The organism is Candidatus Aminicenantes bacterium, from assembly GCA_026393795.1.
Taxonomy (GTDB): domain Bacteria; phylum Acidobacteriota; class Aminicenantia; order UBA2199; family UBA2199; genus UBA2199.
Map to the genome: position 1 here is coordinate 1 of JAPKZL010000251.1, position 1,629 is coordinate 1,629.

General features: G+C 54.0%; 3 protein-coding genes. All 3 read right to left on the reverse strand.

Features of this window, described 5'->3' with window-relative positions; genetic code table 11:
* Window positions 1-74: 74 nt before the first annotated feature.
* Entirely contained in the window at window positions 75-548 is a 474-nt protein-coding gene (locus tag NTW95_12595) for a pseudouridine synthase (GenBank protein ID MCX6558247.1), read from the reverse strand.
* A complete protein-coding gene (lgt, locus tag NTW95_12600) occupies window positions 520-1,338 on the reverse strand; it encodes a prolipoprotein diacylglyceryl transferase (GenBank protein MCX6558248.1) in 819 nt (272 codons plus the stop codon). The genes NTW95_12595 and lgt overlap by 29 nt, the downstream gene beginning before the upstream one ends.
* Window positions 1,323-1,629, reverse strand: a 307-nt coding sequence (lspA, locus tag NTW95_12605; protein MCX6558249.1) for a signal peptidase II, incomplete at its 5' end; no start/stop codon positions are given. The genes lgt and lspA, both read right to left, overlap by 16 nt.

Sequence of the window (1,629 nt, forward strand, 5' to 3'; positions counted from 1 at the left end):
GTGCCGTTGCGGAAGCGCATGTGGCCGCTGACCAGCGCCAGGTAGGTCTTTTGCATCTCCCGCTCCTGGAAGAGCTACTGCATTTTCTCCAGCGCCTCTTCGGTCTTGGCCAGGATCAGGATGCCCGAGGTGTCCTTGTCCAGCCGGTGCACGATGCCCGGACGCTCCTGGTCGCTCATCGCGGTTATCTGCGGACAAAGGTAGCGGAAGATGTCGAGGACAGTTTCCTGCTTTTCACCGGCCCCGGGGTGGACGACGAGTCCGGCCGGCTTGTCGATGACCAGCAGCCATTCGTCTTCGAATAGTTTTGTCAAAGACCGGGAAGGGATGTAAACGGTCTCTTTCGGGGTTTCGATCTCCACCGTTATCCTGTCATCCGGGAAAACTTCGCGGTTTTTTCTGAGCAAAACAGTGCCGTTGAGGCTGACCTGCCGGTTTTTAATCAGCTTTTCGATCTGGTTGCGGGACATGGTGTCAAGGACGGCGGTCAGGAAGTGATCGATCCTTGCGCAGTGTTCCCTAACCTTGAACGTGATGTTCTTTTTCACCTTTTTTTTTGAAGCCTTTCAGCAGGATCAGGGCGGTGATGAAACCGATGAGGCAAATCAACTGCGGGACGCTCAGGCTGGCCAAGGGGTTTTCCATGCCGCCGAATACATAGCCGCGGTCGGAATCGCCGCGGAAATACTCGACCGTGAAACGGATCAGGGAATAATTCAGGATATACAGCGCGAAAATCTGCCCCTGAAAAGTTCTTTTTTTATAAGCGAAATAAAGGATCACGAAATTAGTGAAATTGAGCAAGGCCTCGAAGAGCTGGGTGGGATATAGGGGGATATGCAATGGCACCCCGGTTAAAAAATTGGCTTTGGTGCTGCTGAAAGTGACGGCCAGGGGAAAATGCCCGGCTTCGCGGCCCCAGCAGCAGCCGGCGGCGAAACAGCCCAGGCGGCCCAGGAAATGGCCCAAGGCTATAGACGGGCCGGCGATGTCGCCTAATTGACGATAGCTGAGATGGTGGCGGCGGATGAACCAGACGGCAAATACTGCGCCGAAGATCAGGCCGCCGTAAAAAGCGCCGCCCGAAGTCAATAAGTATTTGATTTCGGCCGGATATTTCAGGTAATAGTCGAAGTTGCTGACCAGCAGCCACAGCTTGGCCCCCAGCAGGCTTAAGATCAGGATATAAAAGATAAAATCAGCGAAAATATTCAAGTCAATATTTTCTTTTTTAGCTTTGCTGAAAGCCAGCAATATGGCCAGCAGCACGCCGAAAGCGAACAGAAAGCCATAACTGGCTATGGTCAGCGGGCCGAGCTTGATCAGGATTGGATGCATTTGCCCCTCCAGATGGACCAGGCCAGCAGCAGGACGCCGATGGAGATGCAACTGTCGGCGCAGTTGAATGTCGGCCAGTGCTGGGCTTTGATGTAGGCGTCGAGAAAATCGACCACGAAACCCAGGCGCAGGCGATCGCTGATATTGCCCAGCGCTCCGCCCAGAATAAATGAATAAGCGGTCAGCTCCAGGCGGTAGTGACCGGGGGTGCGCAGAAAGAAGTAAACGACGATCAGCAGGGCAATGATGGCCAAGGCGGTGATGATGATGGGAATCAGTTTGTAGTTGTGG